General features: G+C 34.0%; 23 protein-coding genes and 2 tRNA genes. 10 read left to right on the plus strand and 15 right to left on the minus strand.

From position 1 onward, the window contains the following. Window positions 1-18: 18 nt before the first annotated feature. Together porN and AC0608_RS09755 are read left to right on the plus strand one after the other, a co-directional pair. A complete protein-coding gene (gene porN, locus AC0608_RS09750; RefSeq protein WP_417959386.1) occupies window positions 19-909 on the plus strand; it encodes a type IX secretion system ring subunit PorN/GldN in 891 nt (296 codons plus the stop codon). 97 nt (window positions 910-1,006) lie between these two features. Continuing rightward, window positions 1,007-2,059, plus strand: coding sequence for an NAD(P)/FAD-dependent oxidoreductase (locus AC0608_RS09755; protein WP_478288937.1), 1,053 nt, complete (start codon window positions 1,007-1,009; stop codon window positions 2,057-2,059). A gap of 2 nt (window positions 2,060-2,061) precedes the next feature. Here AC0608_RS09755 and AC0608_RS09760 read toward each other — a convergent pair whose 3' ends face one another. Further along, window positions 2,062-2,445, minus strand: a complete 384-nt coding sequence (locus tag AC0608_RS09760; protein ID WP_478288938.1) for a DUF983 domain-containing protein — start codon at window positions 2,443-2,445, stop codon at window positions 2,062-2,064. A 73-nt stretch (window positions 2,446-2,518) separates the two neighbouring features. Between AC0608_RS09760 and AC0608_RS09765 the strand changes: the two genes are divergently transcribed. Continuing rightward, on the plus strand, window positions 2,519-4,426 hold the full coding sequence (locus tag AC0608_RS09765; protein WP_417958505.1) for an ABC transporter ATP-binding protein: 1,908 nt from the start codon (window positions 2,519-2,521) through the stop codon (window positions 4,424-4,426). Between the two features lie 57 nt (window positions 4,427-4,483). Here the strand turns inward: AC0608_RS09765 and AC0608_RS09770 are convergent, their stop codons facing one another. After that, on the minus strand, window positions 4,484-5,452 hold the full coding sequence (locus AC0608_RS09770) for an App1 family protein phosphatidate phosphatase (protein WP_478288939.1): 969 nt from the start codon (window positions 5,450-5,452) through the stop codon (window positions 4,484-4,486). 63 nt (window positions 5,453-5,515) lie between these two features. Here AC0608_RS09770 and AC0608_RS09775 point away from each other — a divergent pair, with 63 nt between their 5' ends. Beyond that, window positions 5,516-6,406, plus strand: a complete 891-nt coding sequence (locus AC0608_RS09775; protein WP_417989493.1) for a diacylglycerol/lipid kinase family protein — start codon at window positions 5,516-5,518, stop codon at window positions 6,404-6,406. On the opposite strand, the gene AC0608_RS09780 is transcribed toward AC0608_RS09775, so the two are convergent. Beyond that, window positions 6,399-7,547, minus strand: a complete 1,149-nt coding sequence (locus AC0608_RS09780) for an 8-amino-7-oxononanoate synthase (RefSeq protein ID WP_478288940.1) — start codon at window positions 7,545-7,547, stop codon at window positions 6,399-6,401. The genes AC0608_RS09775 and AC0608_RS09780 overlap by 8 nt on opposite strands. 99 nt (window positions 7,548-7,646) lie before the next feature. On the opposite strand from AC0608_RS09780, the gene AC0608_RS09785 reads away from it, so the two are divergent. Then, window positions 7,647-7,925 carry a 4a-hydroxytetrahydrobiopterin dehydratase gene (locus AC0608_RS09785; RefSeq protein WP_478288941.1) on the plus strand — a complete coding sequence of 93 codons (279 nt, stop codon included), beginning with the start codon at window positions 7,647-7,649 and terminating at the stop codon, window positions 7,923-7,925. 59 nt (window positions 7,926-7,984) lie between these two features. Here AC0608_RS09785 and AC0608_RS09790 read toward each other — a convergent pair whose 3' ends face one another. Beyond that, on the minus strand, window positions 7,985-8,467 hold the full coding sequence (locus AC0608_RS09790; protein ID WP_478288942.1) for a DUF1761 domain-containing protein: 483 nt from the start codon (window positions 8,465-8,467) through the stop codon (window positions 7,985-7,987). A 177-nt stretch (window positions 8,468-8,644) separates the two neighbouring features. Here AC0608_RS09790 and AC0608_RS09795 point away from each other — a divergent pair, with 177 nt between their 5' ends. Beyond that, window positions 8,645-9,499, plus strand: coding sequence for a leucine-rich repeat domain-containing protein (locus tag AC0608_RS09795; RefSeq protein ID WP_478288943.1), 855 nt, complete (start codon window positions 8,645-8,647; stop codon window positions 9,497-9,499). A 358-nt stretch (window positions 9,500-9,857) separates the two neighbouring features. Beyond that, window positions 9,858-10,184, plus strand: a complete 327-nt coding sequence (locus tag AC0608_RS09800; protein WP_478288944.1) for a hypothetical protein — start codon at window positions 9,858-9,860, stop codon at window positions 10,182-10,184. A 224-nt stretch (window positions 10,185-10,408) separates the two neighbouring features. On the opposite strand, the gene AC0608_RS09805 is transcribed toward AC0608_RS09800, so the two are convergent. Together AC0608_RS09805 and AC0608_RS09810 are read right to left on the minus strand one after the other, a co-directional pair. Further along, window positions 10,409-10,481: transfer RNA gene (locus AC0608_RS09805), tRNA-Met, on the minus strand. Between the two features lie 32 nt (window positions 10,482-10,513). Beyond that, window positions 10,514-10,586, minus strand: a tRNA-Met gene (locus AC0608_RS09810). Between the two features lie 117 nt (window positions 10,587-10,703). Here AC0608_RS09810 and era point away from each other — a divergent pair. Both era and der read left to right on the plus strand, forming a co-directional pair. Next, window positions 10,704-11,585, plus strand: a complete 882-nt coding sequence (gene era / locus AC0608_RS09815) for a GTPase Era (RefSeq protein ID WP_417958492.1) — start codon at window positions 10,704-10,706, stop codon at window positions 11,583-11,585. 211 nt (window positions 11,586-11,796) lie between these two features. Next, complete coding sequence (gene der, locus AC0608_RS09820) at window positions 11,797-13,107, plus strand: ribosome biogenesis GTPase Der (RefSeq protein WP_417958491.1); 1,311 nt, start codon at window positions 11,797-11,799, stop codon at window positions 13,105-13,107. A gap of 43 nt (window positions 13,108-13,150) precedes the next feature. On the opposite strand, the gene AC0608_RS09825 is transcribed toward der, so the two are convergent. The 9 genes from AC0608_RS09825 to AC0608_RS09865 all read right to left on the minus strand — a co-directional run bounded on the left by AC0608_RS09825 (window position 13,151) and on the right by AC0608_RS09865 (window position 21,131). Further along, a complete protein-coding gene (locus AC0608_RS09825) occupies window positions 13,151-13,408 on the minus strand; it encodes a hypothetical protein (RefSeq protein ID WP_478288945.1) in 258 nt (85 codons plus the stop codon). A 109-nt stretch (window positions 13,409-13,517) separates the two neighbouring features. Beyond that, window positions 13,518-14,267, minus strand: coding sequence for a DUF2490 domain-containing protein (locus tag AC0608_RS09830; RefSeq protein WP_478288946.1), 750 nt, complete (start codon window positions 14,265-14,267; stop codon window positions 13,518-13,520). A 209-nt stretch (window positions 14,268-14,476) separates the two neighbouring features. Further along, window positions 14,477-17,068 carry a TonB-dependent receptor gene (locus tag AC0608_RS09835; RefSeq protein WP_478288947.1) on the minus strand — a complete coding sequence of 864 codons (2,592 nt, stop codon included), beginning with the start codon at window positions 17,066-17,068 and terminating at the stop codon, window positions 14,477-14,479. 245 nt (window positions 17,069-17,313) lie between these two features. Next, on the minus strand, window positions 17,314-17,727 hold the full coding sequence (locus AC0608_RS09840) for an RrF2 family transcriptional regulator (protein ID WP_478288948.1): 414 nt from the start codon (window positions 17,725-17,727) through the stop codon (window positions 17,314-17,316). Between the two features lie 186 nt (window positions 17,728-17,913). Continuing rightward, window positions 17,914-18,720: a TPM domain-containing protein gene (locus AC0608_RS09845; protein ID WP_478288949.1), complete on the minus strand. Its 807-nt coding sequence runs from the start codon at window positions 18,718-18,720 to the stop codon at window positions 17,914-17,916. After that, window positions 18,720-19,157 carry a TPM domain-containing protein gene (locus tag AC0608_RS09850; RefSeq protein ID WP_417958485.1) on the minus strand — a complete coding sequence of 146 codons (438 nt, stop codon included), beginning with the start codon at window positions 19,155-19,157 and terminating at the stop codon, window positions 18,720-18,722. The genes AC0608_RS09845 and AC0608_RS09850 overlap by 1 nt, the downstream gene beginning before the upstream one ends. Before the next feature lie 9 nt (window positions 19,158-19,166). Next, window positions 19,167-19,754 (minus strand): LemA family protein, encoded by a 588-nt coding sequence (locus AC0608_RS09855; protein WP_417958484.1) that lies wholly within the window; start codon window positions 19,752-19,754, stop codon window positions 19,167-19,169. A 67-nt stretch (window positions 19,755-19,821) separates the two neighbouring features. Then, window positions 19,822-20,154 carry a MerR family transcriptional regulator gene (locus AC0608_RS09860; RefSeq protein WP_417958483.1) on the minus strand — a complete coding sequence of 111 codons (333 nt, stop codon included), beginning with the start codon at window positions 20,152-20,154 and terminating at the stop codon, window positions 19,822-19,824. Then, on the minus strand, window positions 20,154-21,131 hold the full coding sequence (locus AC0608_RS09865) for a M23 family metallopeptidase (protein WP_478288950.1): 978 nt from the start codon (window positions 21,129-21,131) through the stop codon (window positions 20,154-20,156). The genes AC0608_RS09860 and AC0608_RS09865 overlap by 1 nt, the downstream gene beginning before the upstream one ends. Window positions 21,132-21,441: 310 nt before the next feature. On the opposite strand from AC0608_RS09865, the gene alaS reads away from it, so the two are divergent. After that, window positions 21,442-24,078, plus strand: a complete 2,637-nt coding sequence (gene alaS, locus AC0608_RS09870) for an alanine--tRNA ligase (RefSeq protein WP_478288951.1) — start codon at window positions 21,442-21,444, stop codon at window positions 24,076-24,078. Window positions 24,079-24,186: the final 108 nt, after the last annotated feature.

The raw sequence follows: 24,186 nt of genomic DNA on the forward strand, positions 1-24,186 counted from the left end.
TCTTATTAGGATAACATGATGAATATAAGAAACTTTTTGATCGCTATTATTTCTATTACCGGAAGCTTTGCATCTATAGCACAGTCGAATTTGCTTAATGCTAAAACTCCGGATCAAATAGGACTTAAAACTGCTGCACAACTGGATTTAGATAATGATAAGCCATTAGCTTACGGTTATGTACATGACAGAGATGTTTTAATGGGAAAGACTACTTGGGAGATTATTGACTTAAGTGAAAAAATTAATTTTGCTTTATATTTCCCAATAGATACTGCAAATATAGGTTCTGACAGGAGATCTTTATACGATGTATTGACTAAAGCTATGAGAAATGGTGAAATTACTGAAGTATACACTGATAGTTATTTTAATACTAAAAAGTCTTTGCAAGATATACAAGGTTCATTAACCCGTATTGACACAACTGATGCAGGAAGAGAACAAATTAATGCAGGCAATCAAATATCTGATGAATACATTTTAAGACAAGATTTATCTGCTCAAGATGTTTCTCAATACAAGATAAAAGGATATTGGTATTTTGACAAGCGTCAGAGTGAATTAAAATACCGTCTTTTGGGAATTTGTCCCGTAACTCCTGATGTTTATACCATGAACAGTGAGGAAAAAGATTACATTGAGTTATTCTGGATATTTTTTCCTTCAGCAAGAGAAGTTTTACATAGTGCTAAAGCGTTTAATGATAAGAATTCAGCTATGCCAGTTTCCTTCGATCAGATATTAAATTCAAGACGTTTTAATAGTGTCATTTATAAAGAAGAAAATGTATATGGAGATAGAGGTATCGACGAATACATGAAGGATAATGCTCAAAATCAGTTATTAGAATCGGAAAGGGTTAAAGATAAAATTCGTAGTTTCGAGTCAGATATGTGGAATTATTAATTTCGATTTCTATTAAATATTAATTAACTCTTACTGTAACGGTAGGAGTTTTTTGTTTTAAAATGCGTTCTTTGTATTTAGTTTTAATTTTTTTTTGATGATTGATTATTTAATTGTGGGTTCTGGTTTAGCGGGTATTTCATTTGCAGAAATTGCTTTGCAAAATGAAAAATCTATCTTGGTGTTAGATGATAATTCTCAAACTTCTTCTAAAATTGCTGGAGGTTTGTACAATCCCGTTATTCTAAAACGTTTTAGTGAAGTGTGGAAAGCTCAAGAGCAGTTGAAAATAATGAATGAATTTTATGTTGCTTTGGAAGATAAACTAAAGTGTAAAGTTGATTTTAAAATGCCCATTTTAAGGAAATTTTTTTCCGTAGAAGAACAAAATAACTGGTTTGCTGCCTCTGATAAAGTGGTATTAGCTCCTTTTTTATCCACAGATTTGATTTCTAAAAAATATTTGGGAATTGATTCGCCTTATGGATATGGTCAAGTTTTGCAAACTGGTTATGTTGATACGGCTTTGTTGTTAGACAAATACAGGGAATATCTTATGGCTAATACTCTTTTTCAAGAAGAATCTTTTGATTATAAGGTTTTGCAGATGGAGTCGAGCAGTATTCACTACAAAGGGATACAAGCAAAACATATTATTTTTGCCGAAGGCTTTGGGATGCATGCCAATCCCTATTTTAATCATTTGCCATTAGATGGAACAAAAGGGGAACTTTTTATTATAAAGGCGCCGCAATTAGATTTAGATGTAATTGTTAATACCAGTGTGTTTATTTTACCTCTGGGGGATGGTGTATTCAAAGTAGGTGCTACTTATAACTGGAAAGATAAAACAGAATTGCCAACCGAGGAAGGGAAAGTAGAATTAATAGAGAGAATTAAAGAAATTATTACTTGTGATTTTGAAATTTTAGATCATTTTGCCGGCGTTCGACCTACTGTTAAAGACAGAAGACCATTGGTAGGGACAAATCCAACTTTCAACTCCGTTCACATTCTGAATGGATTGGGCACAAGAGGTGTAATGTTGGGGCCAGCAATGGCAAAAGCATTGTTTGATCACATTGAATATCAAATTACGTTAGACAGGGAAATAGATATAAATCGATTTATTGCAAGAGGAAAGAAATAAAACTATTTAAGCTTTGTGTCTGGTTCGTATGTAACAAACATATTAATATAAATGTTTCTGGAAAAGCGCAAAATAAAAGGGAACAGTATAATTAGCGAGATAATTATTGCTATAAAAGCTACTTTAAGATTAGAGCCAAAAACTACAAAAGAAAGTATAAAAGCAGCAATTCCTACTGCGACATTTAAACCATAACTAACATACATTGCCCCATAAAAAAAAGAAGGTTCAATTTGATATCTTAAACCACAATGGCTGCAATTTTCATGCATTTTCAAGATTTTATTGAAATGTAACGGATTTTTATCCAAATACATACTCTCATTCTGACATTTAGGACAAGTTCCTGTTAAAATGCTATATAATTTGGATCCTTTTTTTAACATTTGCAAAAAATTTAATTTTCCTTTCTTTGGAGTTACAAATTTACGCATTCGAAAAGGAATAAAATAACAATACATGCTTAATATACACAATTTATCCGTTTCGTTTGGTGGTACTTATTTATTTGAAGAAGTTACCTTTCGATTGGGTGCCGGAGACCGTGTGGGTCTTGTTGGTAAGAACGGAGCGGGAAAGTCTACCATGCTTAAAATGTTAGCAAAAGATTTTGCTCCTGATTCAGGTGTTATTTCTCAGGAGAAAGATCTTCGTATGGGATTCTTGCGTCAGGACATCGATTTTGAACAAGGAAGGACAGTTCTTGAAGAAGCGTATGAAGCTTTTACTGAGATTAAAATTGTGGAGAAAAAGCTTGAAGAAATCAATCATCTGCTAGTTACTCGTACTGATTATGAAAGTGAAGAATATACTCAAATAATAGAAGATTTATCGGACTATACCCATCGTTTTGAATTATTGGGCGGTTATAATTATATAGGAGATACGGAAAAAATCCTGCTGGGTTTAGGTTTCAAAAGAGAGGTTTTTGATAATCAAACCGAAACTTTTTCTGGCGGTTGGAGAATGCGTATTGAATTAGCTAAATTACTATTGCAGGCTAATGATGTTTTATTACTAGATGAGCCTACAAATCACTTGGATATAGAGAGTATCATCTGGTTAGAAAGTTTCTTGCGTAATTATCCTGGTGTTGTTGTAATTGTATCGCATGATAAGATGTTTTTGGATAATGTGACCAACAGAACTATAGAAATTTCACTTGGAAAAGCGTATGATTTCAATAAACCGTATTCAGAATATTTAGAATTGCGTCACGAGATTCGTGAAAAGCAATTGGCAACACAAAAAAACCAAGCTAAAAAAATTGAAGAAACGGAGCGGCTAATAGAGAAATTCCGAGCGAAAGCCTCGAAAGCCTCGATGGCACAGTCTTTAATAAAAAAATTGGATAAAGTTGAACGTATTGAAGTGGATGAAGACGATAATTCTGTGATGAATATTACTTTTCCAGTTTCAAAAGAGCCGGGTAGAGTGGTAATTGAAGCTGAAAATGTTACTAAAAGCTACGGTGATAAAACGATTTTAAAAAACATCAATCTGTTAGTGGAACGAGGAAGTAAAATTGCCTTTGTTGGACAAAATGGACAAGGAAAGTCAACTTTTATCAAAGCAATAGTTGATGAATTTCAATACCAAGGCAATATTAAATTGGGCCACAATGTACAATTAGGATATTTCGCACAAAATCAGGCAGAATATTTGGACGGTGAAATCACTTTGCTTCAAACCATGGAAGATGCAGCAGCAGATACGAACCGGATGAAAGTACGCGATATGTTGGGTTCTTTCTTGTTTCGAGGAGATGATGTAGAGAAAAAGGTAAAAGTCCTTTCAGGAGGCGAAAGAAACCGTTTGGCACTGTGTAAATTATTATTGCAACCCATCAATGTTTTGTTAATGGATGAGCCTACAAATCACCTGGACATTAAATCTAAAAATGTTTTGAAAGCCGCATTGCAAAAATTTGGAGGTACGTTACTATTAGTTTCCCACGATAGAGATTTCTTGCAGGGAATGTCCAATTTAGTGTATGAATTTAAAGATCAAAAAATAAAAGAATATTTAGGGGATATTAATTATTTCTTAGAACAACGCAATTTGGAAAACATGCGTGAAGTTGAGAAAAAAGATGCTCAAAAAGCAGTAGCTCCTAAGGAAAGCAACAAAGCCTCATACGAAGATCAAAAGAAAGGGAAAGCCCTGCAAAATAAATTAAGTAAAGTAGAAAGTCAAATCAAGCAATTAGAAAGAGACATTCAACAAGATGATAAAATGCTCGCCTCTAATTATGATAAACACATTGAAGACGCAAAATTTTTCACAGCATACAACAAAAAGAAAGCAGAGTTAGATAAATTTTTACTGGATTGGGAAGCAGTTCAGCAAGAAATTGACAATGCATAAAAAAGAGTTCTATTTTGAATTTCCCCCAAAAAGCGAAATGCTATTTGGGGGTATTTTTTATACAATAATTCCAATTGATTTGGAGTGTGCAATGGCCTCAGTACTGTTTTTGAAATAACAAATTGAAACCTTGAGGGTTTCCAGATTTTTCAAAACAGAGGTCACTTTTTCCTTTTTGGATGCGCCAGTTTGCCTTATATAGACCGCTTTTACCGTAACTGGAAAAATTTTACAAATAGCTTCGTAAAGATATGGATCGTGTTGGGAATCATCCCCAAGAAGCACATATTCTAAGGTTGGGTAAAACTCTAAGATGTGTTTTATTTTATCAAATTTATGATTGTGGTTTCCTCTTCCAGTTAGAAAAAAATCGGTAAGACTCGTTTTGATGTCCTTCAAAAGTAAAACAGCTTTGGGAAGTTGATGAATTTCAGTAAATTTTGTTATAAAACGATAGAGGTTCCATTCACTACTGGAAACATAAAAAAAGGCATTAAATTCCTCTTTATTGTCTCTTCCAGCAGTACTTAAAGCTTGATAATGAGTTACAACATCCTCGTATATTTTTCTTTTGTTAACGTTTTTAAATAATAAAACGTATAATTTTTTAAAGGGATTTAAGGTGTGAGAAACTAAAAAAGTATCATCAATATCAGAGATGATTCCTAAATTTCCTTTGTGAGGTCTTATATAGCTGTCTTTAGTTGTTATGGACTCATTTTTGTAAACAATACTTACTTCATAATCAATCCAGCCATAAGTAGTGCTTTGGTCTAAAGGAACACAAAACTTAAAATAGCCATCGATTAATGTTTTGGTATGAATTTTGGAATTGTTGTGTTCTAAATATACATCTGCGTTTGCCTGTGTTTTTATTTGAAACATTTTAATAACAGAAGTAGCATTTTTCAGATTTTTTTTTTGAAAATTGTACTCGTTAACTGTTGTTGGTTTAAAAACATGTCCCATCACAATTAATTCCTGTTCATTGGCATAACCGCGGTATAATTTTAAAATTGGTTTCATATTTTTAGTACTTTTGATAGTTGCTGAAATTAATTATTTTTGATTAATAAAAGAGAATAAAATTTGAAAAATAATATAATGATGGTCGTAAATCCTATCTCTGGAGATGTTGATAAGTCAGCGCTTATTGACGCGGTGACTGTTTTTGCTGAAAATGAAAATTTGAATTTGGTGGTTTACAATACTTCGGGGTTAGTTGATATTGAGAATATAAAAGTACTGTATAATACTTATAAACCCAAACGAATTATTGTAGCGGGTGGAGATGGAACTGTGAAAATGGTTGCTGAGGCAATGGAATCTCATGATGTTATACTTGGGATTTTGCCTGCTGGATCAGCCAATGGTTTAGCTGTCGATTTGAATTTACCCACAACAATTGAAGAAAATTTACCAATTGTTTTTCGTAATTCGTTTACTGAAATTGATATGATTTCAATCAATGGGAAGAAAAGCATTCATTTAAGTGATCTGGGTGTAAACGCAGAAATGATTAAGAACTACGAAAAAAGTACTATTAGAGGGAAATGGGGGTATGCTTTACAAACGTTATCTACTTTGATTGATTTGGACGATCCATTTATTGCTACGATTACTGGTGATTTTCCCACGATAGAATGTGAAGCAAGAATGATAGTTATTGCTAATTCTCAAAAATATGGGACGGGAGTTTCCATTAATCCAAATGGTGTAATGGACGATGGAAAGTTTGAATTGGTTATTTTAAAAAATATGGATTTACTGGTACTAGGAAAAATTATTACTGGAAACATGCCACTAGATAGCAATGATGTCGAAATTATCTCTACTGACAAAGCCTTTGTCAGGACTAATATTCCGGTTAGTTTCCAAATTGATGGTGAATATTGTGGAAAAGAAATGGAGCTTGATATTCAGATTTTACACAAACAAATGAAAGTCGCAGTTCCTATCCCTGATAGTGCCGTTATTTAAACGGATTCCGTTCTTGCCAAATTGTTTCGGGTTCTAAATACTTAAATATTTTTGGCATATAAGGATTTACTATTGTATTGCTATGAGCCATGAGTCCATACATTTTTACAGGTTTAGCACCAACTGAACTTTTGATTTCCAAGGCTGTTCTGGCAAAAACAATTTCTTTAAATCCTTTATTGATCGAGTAAGCGATCATATCGTATAACATGTTTAGGTATAGCATTTTTTCACGCTGGATACCTTCGTCATATCCCAGAAAATACGTGTCCATTATTTCGCCATTTTTTATTAAAGTGTTGAAGCCAATTAGCTTTTCATCAATAAAGTATCCATAGAAAAGAAATTTATCTTTAAAAATTTCTTTGAAAACTCTAAAATGATTTTTCGGCAGAAAAAAAGTGTTAAAAGGGGCATTTTTTGCAACATGAAAATACAAGTCATAAATGGTGTCTTCTAAAGCAATGATGTCTTCGAGGTGTAATTTTCTTTTTTCAATAAGAGTTGCTTTTTTTCGAGCCCTTTTATATTGATCTCTATACTTTTTTGAAAGGGAATCAATGTAGTCTTGCTCGGACTTCCAATTTTCATTAATCGAAAAAACCATGTTCGGTTGTGTAGAAAATTGATAGTCAGTTGTAAATTCTGGAAGGACAAAATTTTTAATTTCTTCAGAATTGAAATCTTTATAAGTGGTAATGTGAATTGGTATGCCTTTAGATTTGTATGTTTTCTTTAACTCCGTAATCGCAAAATGTAACGTTTGTAAGGCTTTCTTTTTATCTGTATTTGTTAAGAAAGAATAAGCATTTTGTCCGGTCAACATGTTGTTGCCAATAACTAGAACGTGAGAACCAAAGTTTCTAAAAACAATATTTCGTATAGCCGTTTTGATGCATTTGTCACGTTCTCCAAAAGAGTGTAATTTATTCAAATCCAAAAATTGAGAAATAGAAATACCGATTAAGGTTTCATTTTCGAAAATTCCAATGAAATGACAAATCATATTGTCAGGAGAGGATTGTTCTAAAACTTCCAGATATTTTTTGGATAAAAAAATAGTTGAAATTGCCAAATCATTCCAAGTAGTTGGAAGTTCAGTAGTAGAATTATAAATTTTAAAAGAGTAAACTGGATTCAAATTGAAAGATAATATTTTTCCAAAATTAGTTAATAAAGTTAAAGTATTATTGTAAGTCTGGAAATTAACTAACTTTATATAAATAAAAAAAAACTAATTATGAAAACCTATTCCGAAGAATCTATTCATGACGTATTAAAACAGGTAAAAGAGTGGGAATTTATCGATAATGGATTAGAGAAAAAATTTAAGTTCTTAGATTTTGTACAGGCTTTAGCTTTTATGGTTCAAGTAGGTGTAAACGCGGAGAAAAGAAATCATCACCCCGAATTATTTAACGTATACAATAAAGTAAACATTCGCTTAGCCACGCATGATGCAAATGGCGTCACCGATAAGGATATTGATTTGGCCAAGGCTATTGACAAAATCCAATAAAAAATAAATTTCATCTGGCAGCTTATCCAGACGAAATTTATTTTATTCTATTTTGAAACTCATTTCCAAGCACAAATAATTCCGCCCATAATCATAAAGCATATAATCCAAAAACCACCGGTCACAAGGGTGTATTTGAAACTTCTCCTTTCATACAATGCATTGGTGCCTATAATTGGGAATGCTAAAAACAATCCAGTCATAAATCCGTGTAAAGCGCCATGCTTAAATGATCTAAACGCTAATCCATAATCTGCCATAAAAGCATTATAAGAAGGTTTTGCAATAGTGGGATCTCCACCGACCATTCCTAATGCACCAAATTGATGTATTGTTAAGATTTGAAGAATAAGACTTATAAAAAACGCATAAAGTAAGGAGGTTCCAACTAGTAAAAGCATATTACCTCCTTTTAACTTTTCTTCGGTCAATCCTGATTCTTTCATCCAAATGGTTCCAAAAACTTTAGGATGGTACCATACAAATCCTATAATAAGCGTAGATAAGGCTGCAACAAATAGTGCTAAAAAATTGATTTCCATAAAATTGATTTTGAGGTTGTTAAATCAAATTTAGCAAATTATTATTTAATAGCAAATTATTTAAATTGTAGGATATTTATATGCATAAAACATATTGTAATGTAGTTTGTCGGATTTATTTGCACATTGGATGAAATGTAAGTAGTTTTATACCTGTACAAAGAAATACTCTCACTTATGAAAAATTTATCTACCCTATTTTTAATTATTATATCATCCATTTCGATGTTTGCTAGTGTATCTCAGTCAGAGAAAGATGCTTTGATTAAATTATATGAATCTACAAATGGGAGTCAATGGAATGTAAAATGGGATTTATCATCACCAGTGTCTACTTGGTACGGAGTTGAATTACAGAATGAAAAAGTAGTTTCTATACATTTAGTCAATAATAATTTAGTGGGCGAAATTCCAGAAGAGATTGTTGGATTGTTAAGTCTTCAAGAATTAGATTTACACAAGAATCAATTATCAGGTATGATTCCATCATCTATTGGAAAACTAAAAGAAATGAAAGTGTTGAATCTTTCATTTAATAAATTATCTGGAACAATACCTTCTTCGGTTTGCGAAATGAGTAATTTGAAAAATTTGGAATTGTACATGAATACACTTACTGGAGAATTACCATTACAAATCGGAGCCTTGAAGCAATTAGAAATATTATCCTTATTTAATAATGAGATTGTAGGTCAAATTCCAACTTCGCTTTATGAAATAAAAACAATAAAGGTGTTGCTTCTTAATAGTAATAAACTTGAAGGAGAATTAAGTAGAGACGTAGAAAATATGACATCTTTAGAGAATCTTAGTTTGTTTGATAATAAAATGGACGGTCAGATTCCAATGGAATTGGAAAAATTAGACAATCTTAAAGAGATGAATATTTCTTACAATAGATTTAATGGTTTAGTATCTAAAGATTTAGCTGTATTAGATACTTTAAACATGACAATGTTAAATGCTCAAGGAGTTACCGTATTATTGGATTTAACAAGTGATAGAAATTCAGCATTAGTTTCAGAAGATTAATTAAAAAACAAATAAACAAGTACTTTAATAAATAAAATTTAGTTGGTTTTGAATATTTTATTATAATAAACTTAGTTGGTTAAAAAACCTGTATGATTTGTTCTACAGGTTTTTTTGTGTCTATTAAATTTACATCTTTGTACTATTTTATGCGTATAAAACTTAAAATTCAAGAAGCTTCAATAGGTAAGGATTTTTCTTCTCTATACTATAATTTAATAAAGAGTTGTGAGTGCTTTCTACCTGTTTTAAGCTTTTTATTTCTCTTACTTTGAGATTAGTAACTTAATTAGATTTGCTTTTAAAGTTTACATTTAAAATGGATGCTTCGACTAACCAAAAGTCAAAAGCAGAATGTTTGAATGACTCTTTTGAGAATTTAGCAGCAAATTATACACTTAACACTCGATATATCGAACCTTTTAAATTGCAGTTAAATAAGCTCTTTGATACCATGAAAACTGAGGGTAAGAGTGAAATGAAGTGTTTGATTTCAAAGGAAAAAGATTTGGAAATGAAAATAGAGAATTTGGATAAACGCTATTTTGACAACCCAAATTTCGGTGATCAAAAATACAACAAGTATGTACTGCAATTTGGGGTCGAATTTAAGGCAATTGAAGAGCAAAAGGAAATGAATGAAAAAAATTATCTAACCACCCAAATACATCGAAAAAGGGATTGAAAAAGCTCAAAACATCAGTGATTGATGGGGCAGAGGAGATGTCGAGAACAAAATAAGAATCCAAAATTTAGTGTTTCCAAAAGATTTGTCCATTAGGGCAGAAAATAGGGAATATCTAACCAAAAAAGTGAATGGTATTTTTGAGCTAATCTCAGTGTTTGTAGGAGTTGAGGGAGGTATGTAAAATGAAAAAACCCATCAAAATTTTGATGGGTTTTTCTCAGTAGCGGGAACAGGACTCGAACCTGTGACCTTCGGGTTATGAGCCCGACGAGCTGCCTACTGCTCTATCCCGCGATGTGCGTTTGTAATTTCAATAAAATTCTTAGTAGCGGGAACAGGACTCGAACCTGTGACCTTCGGGTTATGAGCCCGACGAGCTGCCTACTGCTCTATCCCGCGTTGTTTCGGGTGCAAATGTACAACGAATTTTAGTATTTCCAACGAAAATTTTAAAAAATGTTTTATTTCGTCTATTGACTTGATATGTCTACCTTTGCAAAATAAATTATAATAGAAATGTCACATAAAGCAGGTTTTGTAAACATCATAGGAAATCCAAATGTTGGGAAATCAACATTGATGAATGCCTTTGTTGGAGAAAGATTATCAATAATCACATCGAAAGCACAAACAACACGTCATAGAATTCTTGGGATTGTAAACGGGGAAGATTTTCAAATGATCTTATCCGATACACCTGGAATCATCAAACCTGCCTACGAAATGCAGGAATCAATGATGAATTTCGTTAAGTCTGCTTTTGAAGATGCTGATGTTCTGATTTATATGGTTGAAATTGGAGAACAAGAATTGAAAGACGAAGCGTTTTTTAATAAAATTATCCATGCCAAAATCCCTGTTTTATTATTGTTGAATAAAATTGACAATTCAAATCAGGCCCAACTGGAAGAACAAGTGGCTTTCTGGACTGCTAAAGTTCCTAATGCAGAAATTTTCCCAATTTCGGCCTTACAGAATTTTAATGTGCCAGAAGTTTTTGGCAGAATTATTTCCTTATTACCAGAATCTCCTGCGTATTACCCAAAAGATCAATTGACGGATAAACCGGAACGGTTTTTTGTAAATGAAACCATCCGGGAAAAAATATTGCTCAATTACAGCAAAGAAATTCCATATGCAGTAGAAATTGTTACAGAAGAGTTTTTTGAGGATGAAAACATCATTAGAATCCGTTCTTTGATTATGGTGGAGCGTGAAACCCAAAAAGGAATTATTATAGGTCATAAAGGTGCCGCTTTGAAGAAAGTAGGAATGGAATCCCGGGTTGATTTAGAGAAGTTTTTTGGAAAACAAATTCATATTGAGTTGGTGGTGAAAGTGAATAAAAACTGGAGAAGCAACGCAAATATGTTGAAGCGTTTTGGTTATAATCAATAAGTATTGATTTAGTTATTCGATTAGTCCTTTAATCGAATGAAAATAAATGCGATTTGATCCGCAAATACCCTAGCCCGGATAGGATCGACATCCTTTTTCTGGTTTTTTAATAGAAAAAGATACAGCAGATAGCGGGAAAAAGCTCCTAAAACTTTAAAGTTGAAAGCATAAACAAAAAGCATACCTTTGCAAAATATTTGAAAATAGGATTATGAATAACATTGTTGCCATTGTAGGAAGGCCAAACGTAGGGAAATCGACACTTTTTAATCGATTAATCCAAAGAAGAGAAGCGATTGTAGATTCAGTTTCGGGAGTGACCCGTGACAGAAACTATGGAAAAAGCGAATGGAACGGAAAGGAATTTTCTGTAATTGATACCGGCGGATACGTGCGCGGATCGGATGACGTTTTTGAAGGCGAAATTCGTAAACAGGTAGAACTTGCTATTGATGAGGCGGATGTTATCATTTTTGTAGTTGATGTGGAAGAAGGTATTACCCCAATGGATGATGCTGTTGCGAGATTGTTGCGTAAAGTTACGAAGCCGGTTTTACTTGCAGTAAATAAGGTGGACAATGCGATGCGTGAGAAAGATGCGATTGAGTTTTACAATCTTGGTTTAGGAGAATATTATACGTTTGCCAGTATTTCTGGAAGCGGAACTGGGGATTTATTGGATGCATTGATTGATGCTTTTCCTATTAAACCAGAGCCAACTCAGGAAGAAATTGCATTGCCACGCTTTGCAGTTGTAGGGCGTCCTAATGCTGGAAAATCAAGCTTCATCAATGCTTTAATTGGTAAAGAAAGATATATTGTTACTGATATTGCAGGAACTACCCGTGATGCTATTGATACAAAATTTGACCGTTTTGGTTTCGAATTTAACTTAGTGGATACGGCAGGAATCCGTCGTAAAGCGAAAGTGAAGGAAGATCTAGAGTTTTACTCGGTAATGCGTTCAGTTCGTGCCATTGAGCATGCTGATATTTGTATCCTGATTATTGATGCTACTCGTGGTTTTGAAGGGCAAGATCAAAGTATATTTTGGTTGGCGGAGAAAAACCGTAAGGGAGTTGTAATTTTAGTGAACAAATGGGATTTGGTCGAAAAAGAAACGATGTCAACTCGGGATTATGAAGCTAAAATCAGAGAAGAATTAATGCCATTTACAGATGTACCTATTCTTTTTGTTTCTGCTTTAACAAAACAACGTTTATTAAAGGCATTAGAAGCTACCGTAAAAGTTTTCGAGAATAGACAACAACGTATTGCGACTTCAAAATTTAATGAATTTATGTTGAAAGTAATTGAAGCATATCCGCCACCAGCGACAAAAGGGAAGTATGTGAAAATTAAATATTGCATGCAGTTGCCAACACCAACACCACAGTTTGTGTTTTTTGCCAATATGCCACAATATGTAAAAGAACCTTACAAACGGTACCTTGAAAATAAAATTAGAGAAAACTGGGACTTTTCAGGAGTGCCAATCGATATTTATATCAGAGAAAAATAAAAAAATCCCGAGAAATCGGGATTTTTTTGGTTAAAATCGCTATTTAATTAGAACCGGTTTTCTGGTTTTCTTCCTCACCCTCTAATGTTTTCATTGGATGATCACCGTACCAATCTTTAAATGTTTTTGTAGTTTTATAATCATCCTTTAATACGGTATAGACCATTAAGAGAATTAACGGTATTCCAATGCAATATAGGGTCATGATAACTGGTAAAGTAAGGTTGGCTTGGCATAAACCAGCAAATATAAAAACATAAATCGTGGTAAACCACACGAGTTTAATTGCTGAATTTTTCATAGCTGTACTCTTTTTATTAAAGGTACTTACTAAATCTTAAAAAATAGGTTAAAGTGTTCTTAATCAATGTTTAAATTAAGTTATTGTTTACTTTGTAGACTAACTGTAATTAGGTATTTTTTGTCTTTTTCTGTAACTTGATTTTATGAAAAATACTGATTCGAACAATATCTCGATTGAAATAATCTACTCCACTACTGCGTTTTTGAAAACTATTTAAGTAGCCAAGCTCAATAGCAATGTTTTTAGTAATGCCGTATTGTACCGCACCATAAACCCTATTTTGATCGAAGGTGTTATTCAAGATAGTTTTTCCGGCATTGAACATTATTTCATCGGAGAGAATAGTTTTTAAATACTGATTTTCTTTTTTCCAAAAAGTGTAGTCCGCTTGAAGTCTGTATCTGAATCTCCAAGAAAATGTAGTGCCGGGTAATAAAGATTCCTTATTAGTATTATGAATAAACCGTTCTTCTACTTGAAATCGTTGGTTGAATGTTACTCTATTAATGTTTAGTTTCCATGTTATATCTTGCTGTCCTCTATATTCGGGTATATTAAAATCATAGGAAAGTTGTGGGTTTTGTGTAGCAACTGAGAAATGCGTAAACCCAATTCCTGTTTCAAAATGTTCATTTATTTTATAGCGTCCTTGAATTCGTATTACATATAAGTTTTGCTTTACTGGTTTTAAAAAGACCCGGTTGTCAAATTCTGTGTGTAAAGCCCATTTGTTATTTAATGTCAATTGGTTATAATATCGTGTCCAAAGAATACTTTGATGATCTACATTTTTTTCGGTTTGAGCTCGAGATACACAACAGATTAAGAATAAGAAAAGGATATTGGTAATTTTCATAAATTTATTTCGCTCTTTTGCAAATTTACGTAAACGCTGTTTAATTTATTGATTATATTTATTCTTATCTCCTATGATAATTAATTTATTAAAATTTGTTTATTTGAGACGAGACCTAATTTTTAAACTTCAGTTCAAAAATTTATAAATCGTTTTGGTTATACAACCAATTGCGGTGTTTATGTATTTAAAATTTAGTAGAATTGTAACTATTGTAAGGAGTATCTCAAGGTGATACCATAGGTTCTTTGATCTCCTAAAACACCTGCATATTGTCCGGCATTACCACCTGCAGGTAATAATTGTTCAAAATAATCTTTATCTAATAAATTCCGTCCCCAGATGTAAATCGATAAGCCTTCTGAAGCACGGAAACCGATACGACCATTCAGCAAAGCATAGGAATTAACTACTAGATATTTTGAAGGAGACGCACTTGAAGAAAACGCGGAACGATAATAAGTGTCTAAAGCAAAGAAGTACTTCCCTGCAGCACCAAGTAATTTACCCGAATCAGAGATTTCACTTCCTAAAGATCCTGCCCATTTTGAGATACCCGGTAGGGCACCACCTGAAATATCCTTGGCATATATGGTATTATTATTTGCATCTTTTAAACCAGTTTCTTCCAATGGTAGCGGCGCATTCTGGAAAGAAATATATTTACCATCAGTATAAGATACTGCCCCGTTGAACGACAGATGTTTGCTGATACTAACACTCGTCTCAAGCTCAGCACCACGTACACGTACTTTTTCGGCATTAGCAAGATAACCACGGTTTAGGCTAACGTCAGGACTTTGAACCAATGTTTGAAAGTTTTTGATATCAGTATTATATACTGTGAAATTCAGTATAGTACGGTTAAAAGGGGTAGTTTTAACTCCCGCTTCAAAATGATTTACTTCTTCGGGTTTTATTTCAGCAAGGGCTAGTATCGGACCAGTAGCATCGGTAGGTATCCCACCTACGTTAACACCTACAGGTTTGTAACTTCTCGCATACGTAACAAAAGTATTGATGCGGTCAGAGGCTCTATAAGCTACTGTTAAATTCCCGGAAAAGTTGGTGTCATCTACATCTACCTTGAAAGCCTGATTAGAATATACCTTCTTTTTCAAGGCAAGTAAAGCTGGGTCATTTGTTTGAAGACCTCCGTAGGTCTCTCTGCTATAGTCCAATTTTTTTTGGTCATAATTATATCTAAGACCTGATAATAAATGAAGACCATCTGTAATTTCCCAATTTAATTGACTAAATATGGCTCCGCTGAAAGTGTTGAGTGTATTTTTGGTTTTGATTCCGTATCCATTTAGAAGTCCAGGTGTCTGCCATAATGAGTAGCCACTGGAATCGTTTGGTGTATCTTGAGAAAAGCGCCACTGAGCAGATCCAGCTTCTTCAATTTGTATAGGATCTGCCTTAAGTTGCTGCCCGATAGCAAATACACCAATTAAACCGCTTAATTTTCGGGAGAAATCTCCTGTATAACGTACTTCTTGTGACCATTGTTGGTGTTTTGATGTGGCTTGAGATAGTTTAAGTACTTGAAGACCTGTAAAATCTCTATCATTGGAGGGATCCCAATTCCAATAGCGCCAAGCTGAGGTAGAAGTAAGGGTTCCTCCTCCAATTTTAGTTTCTATATTAAGTGATATACCGCCTAAATCTTGGTTTGAACGCCATGGCGTATCCGTGTCAATCTTACGGTCAAATGGGTTCTGACTTGGAAGGCTATAGTTTAAATCAGAAATAATCTGATTGAATTGTCGGTAAGCAGCACGTTTTATTGGGGCTACGCCAGCAATAACTTGAGCATACCCATCCGGACGTTGACGCGAAAAATCAGCAGCTAATGTAATATCTGTATTGTCTGTTGGCTTATAAAGTAACTGGCCTCTTACTCCTTGATTATTCAAATCGTTTACTGATTTTCCTGTAGCAACATTTTCTATTAGGCCATCACGTTGCGTTCCTGAAAAAGACAATCGTCCAGCAATTTTTTTACTTAATGCTCCGGTTATTGAAGCTTTTGCCTGAAGGAAACCATAATTTCCAAAGCTCACCTCCACGTTTGCCCCTGAAATAAAGTTCGGCTTACGCGTGGTTATGTTAAAAGCACCTGCAGTAGTACTTTTCCCGTATAATGTGCCTTGGGGTCCACGTAATACCTCAATTCTGTCTACATCAATAAAGTCTAATGTTGTTGCTGCAGGACGTGCATAATACACTCCATCTACGTAAAAACCTACTCCTGGATCGATACCATCATTAGTTAGGCCAAAAGTAGAACCCAGTCCACGAATGTTGATAGTTGTATTTCTTGGATTTGATGAATACAGCTGAACAGAAGGTATTAATTCTTTCAAACGATTCACGTTGAATGCACCAGCTTCTTCGGCCTGCTTGCCACTCACAACAGAAATTGGAATGGGAACATTTTGTGCTTTTTCAATTCTGCGTCTTGATGTGATGACTACTTCAATAAGTTGATTCTCCTCCAAAAGAATTATTTGTAAGGCCATAGAAGGTTGCTCATAAATATTGATTTCTTTAGACTGGTACCCTGTGTTTTCTATAGTGAACGAGAAAGGAAATTTTTCGGGGGTTTCAATAGTAAATGTTCCATTTAAGGCTGTACTTGTGGTATGTTTTGTTCCTTTTAATACGATTTTTGCGCCTTGTAAAGGGATATTATTTGTATTTGTAACAACTCCTTGTATAGTACTTTGTGCTTTTGAAGCAGTGAATATTATTAATAGTACGAGCGTTATAATTGTTTTTGTATAAATATTTTTCATTATTATATAAATTATATGTATTTAGTAGAATTAAAATTAAATTTTTTTAACTATTACATACAGATAATTTTAAAACTCTTTTCTTTAATTACAAATAGTTGATTTTTTCGTACATGTCTTGTCAAAAAAGTAAATTTACTTTGGAGCGTTTTCATAAGTTTATATTTGGATTGGTAACGTAATATTAAATTAAAAACAAATATATAATTAATTCTATAAAATTAGTAGAGTTTTGAAAATATTTTTTATTTTTTGACTAATGAAGCAATAGTTATGCCTTCCATCGCTTTTAAAGTTTCTTGTCTAATGGTAATTAACCCGTGTCTTAATAGGCATTCTGATTCTTCTGCACAATCAGAACAGCGTTCGTAAAAATTCAATGAAGCACAGGGAAGTAAAGCAATAGCGCCATCAAAAAGTCTGTGTATATCGGCTAAAGTAATGTCGTTTTTAGATTTTATAAGATAATATCCGCCCAGTTTTCCTTGTTTACTGCCTACGAAATGGCCACGTTTTAAATCCAACAGAATCTGTTCCAAAAACTTTTTTGGAATAGAGGCCGCCTCGGCAATTTCAATAGTTCGAGAAACATAGGTTTCTTCTTGTTGCGCTAAATATAAGAGGGCTTTTAGCGCATATTTGGCTTTTTGTGAAAGCATTTAGTATAATTAATTTAGGTTTTGTAATACAATAATAATTAATTTGGTGTTTCAAATATTTAAAAATAAAAAAAAACAGAAAGTACTTAAAAAGGAATGGGCTTAAATGATTTAAATGGGCCTTGAAGATGAAGTTGTCTTTGTTCAACTATGTACAATCAGAATATAGAGAATCATCATTGCTTACTACCAATCTCCTCCAGATCCTCCTCCAGAGAAACCGCCACCACCAAATCCACCACCGAAACCGCCACCACCAAATCCACCTCCAGAAGAGCTTCCTCCTCCAAATCCGCCTCCTCTGCCACCAGCGAGACTGCTTAAAATGATTACATCAAGTAAACTTGGACCACCTCCGCCAGAATTCCCGGAATTTCCACCACCTTTATTTCTTGAAATGAGCACCAGTATAATTATAACAATGATTACAATTGGTAAAATAGGAAATCCTTTATCTTGTTTCGTTTGTTTCCGTACGCCTTTGTACTTGCCTTTAAAAACATCAATCAAAGCATCGGTGCCTTTGTCAAGGCCATTGTAATAACTTCCCGCTTTAAATTCGGGAATAATAATGTTTCGGCTGATTTCTCCACCAATACCCGCAGTCAATCGATCTTCCAGTCCATATCCGGGTGAGATCCATATTTTTTTTTCTGCTTTGGCCAATAAAATAAGAACGCCATTGTCCTCTTTTGCAGTTCCTCCAATTCCCCATGTTTGGGCCCATTTTGGTGTAAGAATACCAATATCTTCTCCTTTAAGAGTTTCTATGGTTACTATCACAATTTGGGTAGTAGTAGAATCAGAATACTGTATCAGTTTTTGTTCTAATTGTGCCTTTTCTGTTGCATTCAACACATTAGCATAATCGTAAACAGCAGTTTGTAAAGGTGGTTTTTCAGGAATCGTAAATTGTGCAAATGTGATTTGAGAAATTAAAAAACAAACAAACAATCTTAGAGAAATTAGGGTATTCTTTTTTTGTAATAGCATTATCCTTTTGATATTTCGTTTGATAATTCATTTGTGTCGCCTTGTTGCCAAGGGAAATATTTTTGTAATTGTTCACCTGCTCTGGCAATTCCATCAACAAGTCCTTGTTTGAAATCTCCTTTTTTGAACTCTGCCACCATAATATCTCGGGTACAATTCCAAAAATCATCTTGAACAACATCGTTAATGCCTTTGTCACCACAAATTACAAAATGCCGGTCTTCTACAGCCAAGTAAATTAAAACACCATTTTGAAGCTCGGTTTCATCCATTTTCAGTTCATGAAAAACTTCCATGGCGCGATCATACGCATCCATGGAAGTAGTTTTTTCTATATGAACTCTAATCTCGCCAGAAGTATTTTTTTCAGCCATGCGAATAGCTTCAACAATTTCTTGTTCGTCTTCTTTGGTTAAAAAATCTGCTGCTTTTGACATTTTTTTAAATTAAAATTTTACTTCGACTGGTTTATCTGCACCTTCTACTGCATTGAAATATGCTTTTTCTTTGAAACCGAATATTCCTGCAAACAAACTATTTGGGAATGTTTTGATATGGGAATTATAAGGTTTAACCGCTTCGTTAAAACGTGTTCTGGCGGTTAATATCTGGTTTTCTGTACTGGCCAATTCATCTTGTAATTTTAAAAAATTCTGATTCGCTTTCAATTCAGGATATGCTTCAACTGTCACTAATAATCTAGATAATGAACTGCTTACCCCACTTTGTGCTTTGTTGAATTCAGCTAATTGTTCTGGAGTAATATTGGCTGGATCAACTCGTACTGAAGTTGCTTTGGCACGTGCTTCAATTACAGCGGTTAAGGTGCTTTTTTCAAAATCAGCGGCTCCTTTTACAGTATTTACTAAATTTCCAATAAGATCATTTCTTCTTTGATACGCAGTTTGCACATCACCCCAAGATTGTTCTACATTTTGGTTTAAAGTCACTGCGGTATTATTAATTCCTTTAACCCAGCTGTAAATTACAATAATAACAACTGCTACGATAATCCAAGGCAAAAATCTTTTCATGTTAATTTGATTTAATGTTTAATATTTAATTGTTTGAAATATTCAATTTATTTGTAATCAGAGTGTATTACAATTCGTTTTTAATATTTGTTAATTGGGTTCGTATTGTTTCTAATTTTCTAATAATTTCAAATTTGTCCAAGGTCTTCTTTTTTCCTTCTTTCAAATGTGTTTTTGCGCCTTCCAGCGTAAAACCTCTTTCTTTGACCAAATGATAAATCAATTGTAAATTAGTAACATCTTCCGGTGTAAACATTCGGTTCCCTTTGGCATTCTTTTTTGGTTTCAGAATATCAAATTCATTATCCCAAAAACGAATCAGCGATGCATTCACGTCAAAGGCTTTAGCGACTTCGCCAATGCTGTAATATCTTTTGTCTGCGGATAATTGAATGTGCATTAGTCTAATGATTGATTTTCTTGGTTAGCCAATTGTGCGATAGCAACATATTCCACTGCTGAAATATTTCCATAATAAAAATTAAGAGGATTTACTACGCGGGAGTCTTTGTGCACTTCATAATGTAAATGCGGTCCTTCGGATCTTCCGGTATTGCCTACATATCCTATTATATCTCCCCGTTTTACACGTTTTCCTTTGCGGGTATTGTACTTATTTAAGTGTGCATACAAGGTTTCGTATCCAAATCCGTGCCGAATGACGATATGATTGCCATATCCAGAGGCGCTATTGTCAGCTTTTGTTACAACTCCATCGCCCGTGGCATAAATTGGTGTTCCTGTATTTGCTGAGAAATCCATGCCCTCATGCATTTTTCGTACCTTGGTAAAGGGATCAGTTCTATATCCAAAACCAGAGGCTAATCGTTTTAAATTTTCGTTACGAACGGGTTGAATGGCAGGAATAGCTGATAACAAATCACTTTTGGCCTCTGCTAATTTCAAAATCACATCTAACGATTTTGATTGAATCGCTAGTTCTTTTCTTAAAATGTCGATTCTTTTTGTGGTATTCATCACCAATTGTGAATTGTCATACCCTTGTAATATTTTGTACCTATTTGTTTCGGGATATCCTGCTTTTCGAATCGTATCCGCAATAGCGGATTTGTTAAAATAAACCCGGTATAAATTATTGTCCCTGTCTTCAATTGCCTCAATAACATTGTTTGCCTGATCCATCCGTTTGTTCAGGATAGCATAATTTAATCTCAAATTTTCAATTTCGCGTGCCTGAAAACGGTCTTTTGGAGTTTCAAAATACGGAGTATTTAATAAAATAATAAAACTTAAGAAACCAAACAATGCTGAAGCCAATAAAAACAATAGAATAACACCGAATTTTATTCTTTTTCGAGTTTTTATTTTTCTATAGGCTAGATTTTCGGAATCGTAATAATATTTTACTTTCGACATATTTTAAAATACCCTATTTTTGCACACTGTAAAAGATAAGACGAACAAATTTAATAAATGTTTCATTTGTTACACCCTTTTTTCAGGAATAAATATTATAATGTGCCTATTCCAGCTATTCGTTACAAGTTCTCGTCTTAATTTTTTTTTATGAGCCAGCAAGAGCTTCCTGAAGTCGCTCTGTCATCTCAAGAGAAATAAATTTCAAAACTACGAAGCTTTTCACTGATATCTGAGGCAAAACAAATTAAAAGATTTGATTCTAAGAAATCTTTAAATCGTTGAATCTTTAATTATTTAAATTAAAAAAATGACATCACAAGACGTACGCAAACAATTTCTAGATTTTTTTGCATCAAAAGGACACTTAATCGTTCCATCAGCACCTATAGTTCTAAAAGAGGATCCAACCCTGATGTTCAACAACTCAGGAATGGCTCAGTTCAAAGAATATTTTCTTGGAAACGCCACACCAAAAAGCAATAGAATTGCCGATACACAAAAATGCTTACGTGTTTCTGGAAAACATAACGATTTAGAAGATGTAGGTTTTGATACGTACCACCACACCATGTTTGAAATGCTGGGGAACTGGTCTTTTGGAGATTATTTCAAAAAAGAAGCCATCAACTGGGCTTGGGAACTTTTGACAGAGGTCTATAAAATCCCGAAAGAAAATATATACGTCTCTGTTTTCGAAGGAAATCCAGAGGAGAATGTAGCATTCGATCAAGAGGCTTGGGATATCTGGAAGGAACTGATTGACGAAGACCGAATCATTCTTGGAAACAAGAAAGACAACTTTTGGGAAATGGGCGACCAAGGACCTTGTGGGCCTTGTTCCGAAATTCATGTTGATTTACGATCAGATGAAGAAAAAGCGTTAGTTTCAGGAAAAAGTTTAGTGAACAATGACCATCCGCAAGTAGTAGAAATCTGGAATAACGTATTTATGGAGTTCAACCGTAAAGCAGATGGTTCTTTAGAGAAACTTCCTGCGCAACACGTTGATACCGGTATGGGATTTGAGCGTTTGTGTATGGCATTGCAAGGAAAAACATCTAATTATGACACGGATGTTTTTACACCACTTATTGAAAAAGTAGAACAAATAACCGGATTAAAATACACTTCAAACGAAGTTTTAAATACTAGTGAAGAACAAAACAAGACCAATATTGCTATTCGTGTAGTGGTTGATCATGTTCGTGCGGTAGCTTTTGCTATTGCTGACGGACAATTGCCATCAAACACAGGAGCAGGATATGTAATTCGTAGAATTTTGCGTCGTGCGATTCGGTATGGATTTACGTTCTTGAATACCAAAGAACCGTTTATCAACCAATTGGTTGGCGTTTTATCCGATCAAATGGGGGGATTTTTTCCGGAAATCAGATCGCAACAACAATTGGTTACCAATGTGATTCGGGAAGAAGAAGCTTCTTTCTTGAGAACATTAGACCAAGGACTACAATTACTGGAAAATGTAGTTGCCGAAACGAAAGGGACAACAGTTTCAGGTACTAAAGCATTTGAATTATATGACACTTTTGGATTCCCAATTGACTTAACCGCATTAATCCTTAGAGAAAAAGGATTAGAACTCGACGAAACTGGTTTTAATGTAGCCATGCAAGCTCAAAAAGCGCGTTCACGTGCCGCATCAGAAGTTTCTACCGAAGATTGGTCTGTGTTGATTCCTGGAAATGTAGAAACGTTTGTGGGTTACGATCAAATTGAAACTGAGGTAAAAATTACGCGCATCCGTAAAGTAGACAGTAAAAAAGATGGTGTTTTGTACCAAATCGTTTTAGATAATACACCATTCTATCCTGAAGGTGGTGGGCAAGTTGGTGAAAAGGGAACTTTGGTTTCTGCAAATGAAACCATTGAAATCATCGATACTAAAAAAGAAAATAACCTGATTTTACATTTTGCAAAAAAATTACCGGAAAATGTAAATGCTGGTTTTGTGGCCAAGGTGAATCAGGATTTGAGAAGCTTGTCTTCTAGAAATCACTCGGCTACACATTTAATGCACCAAGCGTTAAGAAGTATTTTGGGAACACACGTGGAACAAAAGGGATCTTTGGTAAATCCAAATTATTTGCGTTTTGACTTTTCGCACTTTGCTAAAATGACGGAAACTGAATTGCAACAAGTAGAGGATTTTGTAAACGCAAGAATTCAAGAGCAATTACCACTAATTGAAAGAAGAAATATTCCTTTTGCACAAGCAGTTCAAGAAGGAGCGATGGCATTATTCGGAGAAAAATATGGAGATGAGGTTCGTGCTATTAAATTTGGCGAAAGCATGGAATTATGTGGGGGAATCCACGTAAAAAACACAGCTGAAATATGGCATTTCAAAATCGTTTCAGAAGGCGCGGTTGCAGCAGGAATTCGTCGAATCGAAGCCATTACAAGTGATGCCGTGAAAGCACATTTTGCATTGTATGAAAACACATTGAATGAAGTGAAAATAGCGTTGAAAAATCCTCAGGACATTTTGAAAGCCGTTCATTCAATGCAAGAAGAAAATGCCAAATTGGCCAAACAAATTGAGACTTTGGTGAAAGATAAAGTTAAAAATTTGAAAGCGAGTCTAACAGCAGAGATACAAGAAATCAATGGCGTTAAATTCCTTGCGAAACAAGTTGATTTGAATGTGGAAGGAGCAAAAGATTTGGCATATGAATTAGGGAATTTAGGGAATAACTTATTTCTAGTTTTGGCAACAGCAGAGGAAGAAAAACCAATGTTAACGTGTTATATTTCTAAAGAATTAGTGGTGGAGAAAAACCTAAACGCAGGACAAGTAGTTCGTGAATTGGGTAAGTTTATCCAAGGTGGCGGTGGTGGACAACCATTTTTTGCGACAGCAGGAGGGAAGAATGTGGCTGGAATTCAACAAGCATTGGAAAAAGCGATTGACTTTGTTAAGTAAAATATTTCTTGAAGATTATATTCATAATTTATTTAAAACTCAAATATTGTAAAAAGATATTTGAGTTTTTTTTATACAATTAATAGTGTTAAATTGGTTTTTTATTAT

The sequence above is a fragment of the Flavobacterium sp. GNP008 genome, assembly GCF_056428965.1.